This window comes from Acinetobacter sp. ANC 4862, from assembly GCF_004336635.1.
Classification (GTDB): Bacteria; Pseudomonadota; Gammaproteobacteria; order Pseudomonadales; family Moraxellaceae; genus Acinetobacter.
The window spans coordinates 1-8,423 of the sequence record NZ_SJXH01000060.1; the positions used below are offsets into that span (position 1 = coordinate 1).

Annotated in this window: 7 protein-coding genes; 3 read left to right on the forward strand and 4 right to left on the reverse strand. The window is 36.3% G+C overall.

Features of this window, described 5'->3' with window-relative positions; translation table 11 throughout:
• Positions 1-615 precede the first annotated feature (615 nt).
• Together E0409_RS16015 and E0409_RS16020 are read left to right on the forward strand one after the other, a co-directional pair.
• Positions 616-1,194, forward strand: coding sequence for a hypothetical protein (locus E0409_RS16015; protein ID WP_228722218.1), 579 nt, complete (start codon positions 616-618; stop codon positions 1,192-1,194).
• Positions 1,187-2,506 (forward strand): DUF2135 domain-containing protein, encoded by a 1,320-nt coding sequence (locus tag E0409_RS16020; protein WP_131292489.1) that lies wholly within the window; start codon positions 1,187-1,189, stop codon positions 2,504-2,506. The genes E0409_RS16015 and E0409_RS16020 overlap by 8 nt, the downstream gene beginning before the upstream one ends.
• 788 nt (positions 2,507-3,294) lie before the next feature.
• Here the strand turns inward: E0409_RS16020 and E0409_RS16025 are convergent.
• From E0409_RS16025 to E0409_RS16865, 4 genes are all read right to left on the reverse strand, one after another.
• A complete protein-coding gene (locus tag E0409_RS16025; RefSeq protein WP_131292492.1) occupies positions 3,295-4,413 on the reverse strand; it encodes a Fic family protein in 1,119 nt (372 codons plus the stop codon).
• Positions 4,414-4,786: 373 nt separating this feature from the next.
• A complete protein-coding gene (locus tag E0409_RS16030; RefSeq protein ID WP_131292495.1) occupies positions 4,787-5,401 on the reverse strand; it encodes a hypothetical protein in 615 nt (204 codons plus the stop codon).
• A gap of 84 nt (positions 5,402-5,485) precedes the next feature.
• Positions 5,486-6,682, reverse strand: a complete 1,197-nt coding sequence (locus tag E0409_RS16035) for a CsgG/HfaB family protein (protein WP_131292498.1) — start codon at positions 6,680-6,682, stop codon at positions 5,486-5,488.
• Positions 6,676-7,056, reverse strand: coding sequence for a hypothetical protein (locus tag E0409_RS16865; RefSeq protein WP_131292501.1), 381 nt, complete (start codon positions 7,054-7,056; stop codon positions 6,676-6,678). Before E0409_RS16865 ends, E0409_RS16035 begins: the two co-directional genes overlap by 7 nt.
• Positions 7,057-8,268: 1,212 nt before the next feature.
• Here E0409_RS16865 and E0409_RS16050 point away from each other — a divergent pair.
• The coding region (locus E0409_RS16050; protein ID WP_131292508.1) for a helix-turn-helix domain-containing protein at positions 8,269-8,423 on the forward strand (155 nt) is incomplete at its 3' end.

An 8,423-nucleotide genomic window follows, 5' to 3' on the forward strand; every position in this document is an offset into this window, starting at 1 on the left:
ATTTGACGGGTAGAAAGATTCAGGATTTCAGCAGCACGGACTTGGGTAATACGATGATCTCGAACGTCTTGCAGAACTGCAAGACGTTGAATTTCTTTGTCAGACATAGTGATCAGCATCTATATTTTATATCCAGTCCATGGTGATAAAAACCATCATAAACTAGACATTTTTATTGGTGAGAATATAGACACTTTAAATGGGTTCTAACATAGGCATTTCGTATAAGGTGTATTATGTTAATTTTAGAAAATCTTAAATTTAGATAATATTTATCAATGTCATTAAATTGCAAATTATTGGATAAACTGCCCCCTATTCTTGTCCATGGTCTACCAGTCATTTTCATTTCTAGAATGTATTTAAATAATCTTGCGGAAGTTATATGAAAGCTACTCTATGAGCATCTTTTCTCTTTTTTAATAAAGATTAAACTCTTGCCTTTATCAGTCAGTGTAACGTGATAGCGAATAAACTGGTGTTCATATAAACTCTAATTATACTGAGAGCTTTTGATTTTTTTAAATTTTTGCCATTCATACTGAATTAACATACAAGTAAAATCAAAATTGATAAATATCCAGAAAATCAATATTTATACTAGAGCAAGCTTGTATGAATTTTATGAAAAATATACGAGTAACAACAGGGGTAATAATGTTTAAGTCTATTTTATTAGGATCTTTTTGCTTAATAGCTTTAAGTGCCTGCGGTGGAGAAAATGATTCCTCAGCACCACAAAATGAAAAAATAACGACAAAAGAGCAAGTCTTTCAGAAATTAGAGGATGAAGGGAAATTACCAAAACTTGAAAGAACAGATTCAATTTTAGGGATTGATAAGGACCAAAATGGCATCCGTGATGATATTGACGCTCATATTGAACAAAAATATAAAGATGAACTTGAAAAAAAAGCGGTTCAACAATTTGCAAGGAATAGTCAGCAAAAAATGGCTGTTAATTTAGAGAATGAAGTTGAATTACAAGCATCATCTTATGAAGCTGATAGAGCAACGACTTGTGTTTATAAAACATTCAAAAATAACCCGAATATAGACGCATCCGATGTAATTGATGAAATAGGAAATATGACTACAAATACCAAAAAACGCCTACAGGCTTATTACAAATATAGTGATGCTTTAGATGGCTTTGTGTTCACGATACCACAAAGAGATTACTGCGATGAATAAGAAAATTCATTTGAGTGCCATTTCTCTTTTAATGGTTGCATCTAGCATCACTAATGCTACAGACGATGTAAATGATTTGTGCAACAAGTCTGATATAACTATAGCCTATTTCAATGGTGTTCTTACGGATGAGAAAACAGCTCGTAAGAATCTTAATGAAATAGAAGAACGCTATAGTGACCAATCACCATCAGGTGAAAACATCAAATACCAAGTAATGTACAACAAAAGTCAATTCCTCTCTGATTTTGTGGAAACTTTTTATCAACGATTCTCAGAAGAAACCATAGGTGATCGTTGGGAATTATATACTGAAATAATAAAGCAACAGTTCCAAAACAATAACGGAAAAACTTGGCTTGGTCATATTAACGACGCTCTAACCGTAATAGCGACAGTACCTAGATTTGCTTTTGATTTAATTCAAAGAGAGGTTGTTGATAGTATTGTTGCAGCATTAAAGTTGACTGCACCAATTGCAGAACGAGAAACATATTTAAAGCATGAGCGTGACTTGCAACAAAGCCTTCTAGAAGGTAATAAAGTTATAATGATTGCGCACTCTCAAGGGAACTTGTTTGTTAATAAGGCGTATCAATATTCCATTTCAAAGACTGATTCCTCCGCAGTTGGTGTAATCCATGTAGCGCCTGCTTCTATTAAATTAAATGGAAATCATATTTTAGCTGATCAAGATTTAGTTATTAATGGTTTGCGTCTATCTGGTAGTGTTCCATCCAATACTCATAGCATTCCTGTTTATAAACCATTTGGGAATAATTTTGGACGTGATGCCTTTGGGCATGGGTTTTTAGAAACCTACACTAATCACAACTTTCCTATATATTCAGCCTTAGACTCAGAAGTAAACAATCTTTTTAATACGCTTAAAGCACCTTCAAAAATCACTGAAACTGGTTTTTTTAATGTCATGCTCACCTGGGATGGATTAGGAGATGTAGACCTACATGTGGTTGAGCCATCTGGCAATAAAGTAATGTTCTCCAACCCTATTGGTGGATCAGGTTATTTGGATATTGATAATACTTATGCTAATGGACCTGAACATTACTTTGCATCATGTGATGCAACAAAACTTCAAACCGGTGCGTATAGAGTAGGTTTAGCAAATTACTCTCGTGCGGATGGTCGAGTTGCGACATTACAAGTAAAAAGCCAAACAGGTGTATCGCACAACAAATCATTCGTAATGGGGCAAAGTACTGGTAGTGCTACAGGCATTAATGCTTTTACTCTTAACGTAAGTAAAGACGAAGAAACAGGACGCTATAAGGTATTAGTAGCAGAGTAAATATTTGACTCATAGAGATCGTTTTAATCTAGCGATCCCTATGAGTCCTTTAATTGCTATGTTGAATGCGTTTCATAAGCGAAGATGGCCTTTAATGGTATGAATCAAATCGCTAAAGAAGCATGGATGGTAGTGCTAAAAAAATTAAACAATAATAAAGGCTTATAATTTTTTTACTTTTAACCTCAGTTAATAATGGGGTATTACCGATCGTTTTTCTAGGATACTGTCTAGGATCAACCCTGAGATGATATTTAACATAAAATCTCTTATTTACAATTTTAAAAAGTAGATTTTTCCACTAAATAACCCCCCATTTAACATAATGGCGCTTATACGAAATGCAAAATAAATACTGTTATATTTCAAAAAGTTATGCTATAAAAAATCGGGGACGCAAACCCAAAAAGCCGACTTGGAAACAAGTCGGCTTTTTTTTGAACGAATCTGTAATCTTTAGCCAATAAAATCGGGCAAAAAACGCTCAATTTTGGCCTTTTTGCCCGGTTATCAAGGTTCCAGGATATGAAATTATCCCCAATTTCTGCGGATAAACCTGGGACAGTTTTTAATCATCTTTGTAAGCATTTACTTACGTCAATTCCGGTACTTTGCTGCTATCAGGAATACTGAAACTTTCCTATGATGAACTCATCAGGAACAGGAAGTTCCATAACATAAAACAAAAATTATAAGTTATTGCACAAGGACCAGAGGGTAACAACGGTACGCGAAAAGATAATAAAAAACCCCGACAGGATGTTGGGGTTTTTTATTGCTTAGAATATCTATAACTGAGTATTGATCTGATAGCGTGTATTACGTCCACCACCTTCCAATTTGACGATACATTCTTTATCAAGTAAGTCTGATAAATGGCGAGTAGCTGTTGCCTTACTGATTTTAGCAACCTTTTGATATTGTGAAGCACTAATACCATGTTCAAAGCCATTTTCTCCACCGTCTAATAAACGATTTAGGACTTTGCGTTGTTCTTCACTCAGGGCCAAATTTGAATATTTATGCCAAAACTGACTTTTAAACAATGTTCGACTGATCTGCGCTAAAGTTTTTTCAAGGCTATCATTCAATGTGTCTAGAAACCAAATCAGCCAATCTGTGATATCAGAATCATTTTTTTGGGTTTGTTCTAATACCTCATAGTAACTTTTACGTTTGTTTAATATCGCAGTAGACATTGCATACAAACGGATGCTCTTTTCATCCATTTGAGCTAGAGCAAGGTCTGTAAGTGTACGTGTAATACGGCCATTACCATCATCAAAAGGATGCAGAGTAACAAACCATAAATGGGTAATTCCTGCACGTAACAGAGGATCAAGCAATGAATCATTCAGACTCTGATTAAACCACTCTATGAAGGCATTTAAGCGATCTTCTAAGCCTGCTCTTGGAGGTGCTTCAAAATGTACTTTAGGATAATCCAATCGACCTGAAACGACCTGCATAGGCTCTGATCCCCGAAGTTTACCAATCCGTAAACGTTGCATTGTCCAGTCTGGATCATTGAAAAGCCAACGATGCCATTGCATGAGACGCTCAACGGTCAGTGGTTGCTTAACGTCGTTAAGCGCATCTAGCATGATATTGGCTAAACCTTCTGATCGATCTGAGCTCGGATAAGGCTGTTCAAGAGTGACACCCAAGCGTTGAGCTAGAGATGATCGCAATGAAAAAACATTGATGGTTTCATTTTCAATTGCTGATGAAGCAACAAGATTGGCAAGTAGAGTATCTAGAGTGAATTGTTCTTTTGCTAAATCATGCTGACTTTGTCCAAGAAGAATCCCTATTTTTTGATGTATCTGTCTGGTTTTAGGTAAGATAATTGAATCTTGCCATGTGAAATTTGTCCAGTTTTGTGCTTTCCAAATCCATTCCTGCATTTTCAATCTTTCTCTAAACATCTAAGATGAGTTGAATATAGCATATATTCGGCTCAAATAATGAGCCGAATATATTGATTAATTAGCTCATTTATTTATCTAGGACAGTTCTACTTGGGTTCTAACAATTGGATTTCGCATAAGAGACTTATGTTAAACAGATACTCAAAAGGCCCATGAATAGGGCCTGTTAGAAACCATTTAAAGTGTCTGTATTCTCACCAATAAAAATGTCTGGTCTAAGTTGGCAGCCCATTTACTGCGTAACATCAGTAAATAAAAACAGTTGCATTAAAATGTAAGCTTATTTAAAAATACAAAAGGTCTAACTATCCGAAAATAGTTAGACCCTGGATCATATTGAGAGGTGGATTTACTTTACAGTCACTGTAATGCTACCGGTGTTCACAGCACCGATTGCTGAAGTTTTGATGCCATCAATATGATTCTCGAATCCTCTTAGATTTACAGATGCATCAATAGCTGCTGAATTAAAGGCTAAATTCGCTGCAGTGTAATTACTCAAGGTTTCAGAGAATTGGTCATAAGTGTCGGTATTCAGGCTGGCACTGATAGAACTTTCAAACGCTGATGAACCCTCAGAATGCCATTGTTCTAAAGAACGCTCTGCACTTTTTTCAGCATCAAAAGTTGTCTCTACTGTACCCGTATTCACAGCAGTCAGATTGCCTTGTTGCAAGTTAATGCTACCGGTGTTTACTGCACCAATTGCTGAAGTTTCTACTGCGAGTTTGTCTCCCACATTATTCAGTGAATTAGACCACCCGTCTACGTTGACTGTTGCATCAACAGTAGCGGTGTTAATGGCAAGGTTAAGCGCAGTACCATTTTTAGCATGTTGAGATACAGCCGCCAAAGTAGCGTCTAAACCTGTATTTACAGTGATATGGTTGCCTTGTGGATTTGCCATGGCTGCACTAGACAGGAAGGCAGCAGATAAGGCGATTGTTTTGATAGTCTTTTTCATAGTTATTTTCCTTTCTAGTCTTGAAGTACTTCTCGCTAAGCACTTCTTTTTATAATGAGAGCGAGCTCATTTTTTATATATTTTTTAATCACGCTGAGTGCTTGACCAGTAATTTTCTATAACACCTGGGTTGACATCCCACAGCTTCAGAGTTTTCTCTTCTTCTTTTTGGTTATTCTCTTTTTCTTCATTCATCTTGCCCAAAGAAGATGAGCGCTTTTTCATGCTGATGTATTTAATCAGGTCCTGTTTGCTCATTTCAGGCTCTTCTTCAGGATTTTTAATTACCTCAGATTCTTTATTCTTAGGCGACTTGGTATCCTTGCTTGGTGAGTTGGTCGATTTATTCTTCTCATCAGGTGAACTCGTGTTATGCGAGGACGATTCCTCCAACAGAGATCTGCTGGAACCTGCGGTATTTTGTTTCTGGCTTTCCTTAAATTTATACAGGGCAACCGAACTTCGCGTTAAACTTAATTGGCCAAATTCAGGCGGTATTTCAGCACGGCAGCTTTCAAATGTTGCGGGTGGAATGACCTGACTGAGCAATTCAAAGGTTGCCAGATTCAACATTTGGCGTAAGGCAAAGTTTGTTGCCTCCCTCTCTCCTTTACCGACCTGAATGTTCAATAAAGTATGGCCAGCAAACCTGCCTGCACTTATGCCGTAATCCTGTGCGGCAATTTGCTTCTGCAGTGAAACATTAGCAACGACTTTACTGTTGCGTGTATCGGTCAGAGATAAATCCAAACCCACCATGATCCGGGTTTGGCTGTAATTGGGGCCAACCCCGCCAATCTGCATGTCCAAACCGCCACCAGGAATAAAATCCAAACTGTTAATACTGCCTGTCACATAATAATCAGAAGCCTGGATTTGCCTTGGATCACGAATTCCCCACTTGGCTTCACTTTCTATAATCCGAGGATCACGTCGGTTTAATAAGCTGACACCAGCCTGAAATAACGCAGATTGCACCATATCTCCAGCACCTTGCGTCACCATTTTGCCACTACCACCATTGGTCATAACATCTTTTCCTGTTTGGTCTAGAACCGCTCCAACAGAGAAACTGACATCATTCCGCAGTTGTCCTTTCAGGCAAGATAAAGCCATATCAAAAGGCGTAAAAATATCGGTAATCGGTGGTCCTTGCACCAAGCTAGCAGGCTCCTTGTTGGAAAGTGCCATGCCCGTACATCCTGTCAGAAAATAGCCAAAAAAGAGTGTAATACTCACAGAAGATATTTGTCTTCTCTTGAACCTAGGTAAATTCAGCATAATGATGCCCCCCCTGGTTGAGTGCTTAAGTTAGGGCATTGCTGATTATTTTGAGTGGTATTTGAATTTACAGACCCATCATTGGCAGTATCATTCGAAATGTCTACACCGTTGCTTGAACCATTTATATTCACATTGCTCGTGGCTGAATTAACAGTACCTATAGAACTTGTCGATGTGCTATTTATTGTGGTCTTTCCTAGCCCAGAATAATAATCTGAATCCATGAGCTCAATCAGATTTGCTTGGACTAAATTCTCATTGGAACGAGTACTTGATGCTTTCCAACGCTGACTCCACTCATCAGATGTTGCATGAGTGTTACTCAGGAAACATACACAACATAAACCGACATTAAGCACTGATATTTTCATAATCTTTACCGTCATTTGATCTAATAATATTTTAAAGCCCTGTTATTTGTTATTTAATAAGATTTATTTTTATAAAAAATATTATTCCATACAAAACAAATAAATGGGGGTTTTTGTTAAAATTTATGTATTTTTTATTTTTTTAAAAACCTATATTATTGTTTTTAAATTAAAAATAGTTTTTAATTTATCATTTTAAAAATGTAATAAATTATTATATAAAAAATTTATTTTTAAATAAAATAATTGGTTAGTTAGTTAAATTAATATACTTTTCATGTCAAAAATAATAATTTTTTTATTTAAAAGAGAATATAATTATTGAGCTAATAATATTTCATAAAATTATAAGCCTATATTTTATCAGTCTTTTTATGAAATGTAACTTTTGTCACACTTTTTAATTAATTTAAATTATACATCACAATTAAAGTTATTTTTGACATACTTCCACCTCGGTGGGGGCTTACGCAAGGTTGAGATAAATCTTTTCTATAACGGCCATGAACCTAATCAATATCTATTTTTTAGAGACAAGAAGTCATCACATATATGCCCTGGCGTACAGTAATTTAGGGATCTTGCAGATAGGTGATGAGCAGTTTTTTGCTTATTATGAACTCAATACCGGAACAGGAAGTTCCAGAACAGAAAACAATAATGATAAGTTCTAGCACTAGGAGTGTGAAGTAGAGCAGCAGACCTACCTAACAGCCAAACATGAAAAAGCCCAACAGGATGATCTGCCCCCAAAAAGTTAGACAGCACGGCCAGTATTCTAGGATTAATAGGCTTTGTTATATAAAACCTATTATTTATATCCCTTTTGATAAAATTAAGAGGTTGTTATTCTAAGTAAATATTTATATATACTAGACTATTGCCGTATATCATCTTCCCCCTATTTTTGAGATTATTTTTCATACAAACAACCCCGGAAGGAAAGTGGGCAATAATCGTAATATCACAATAATAAAGTCGAAAGACGCGAGCTTACACAGGAATGTAAGTGATTAAAGAGGAAACTTACAGCCGCTAGCCTTATAGTTTTGGGAGAGACTATAAGGCTTTTATTTGACATAAAATCTCTTATTCGAATAACAACTGTAAGCCCAAAATAGAAATGTCCGGTTTCTCCAAAGTAAAAATGTCCGCTTTTAGAATATGCACTTTTGCGATTATTGAAGCGGACGGTTTGATATGTTGGTGTCTATGTCGGATAAAGAACTTAAACGATTGTCGGTCTTGCAGGAAATCTGCGATCAACGCATAACTCAATCCCAGGCTGCTCAGCTACTTCATATTTCAGAACGTCAGATCAGACGCTTACTGCAGAAATACAAAGCTCAAGGCCCAGCTGCATTAGC

What these genes read in the sequence shown, in the direction of transcription:
- E0409_RS16015 (WP_228722218.1), top strand. Translation starts at nt 616, where the DNA reads ATGAATTTTATGAAAAATATACGAGTAACAACAGGGGTAATAATGTTT.
- E0409_RS16030 (WP_131292495.1), bottom strand. Translation starts at nt 5,401, where the DNA reads ATGAAAAAGACTATCAAAACAATCGCCTTATCTGCTGCCTTCCTGTCT.
- E0409_RS16025 (WP_131292492.1), bottom strand. Translation starts at nt 4,413, where the DNA reads ATGCAGGAATGGATTTGGAAAGCACAAAACTGGACAAATTTCACATGG.
- E0409_RS16020 (WP_131292489.1), top strand. Translation starts at nt 1,187, where the DNA reads ATGAATAAGAAAATTCATTTGAGTGCCATTTCTCTTTTAATGGTTGCA.
- E0409_RS16865 (WP_131292501.1), bottom strand. Translation starts at nt 7,056, where the DNA reads ATGAAAATATCAGTGCTTAATGTCGGTTTATGTTGTGTATGTTTCCTG.
- E0409_RS16035 (WP_131292498.1), bottom strand. Translation starts at nt 6,682, where the DNA reads ATGCTGAATTTACCTAGGTTCAAGAGAAGACAAATATCTTCTGTGAGT.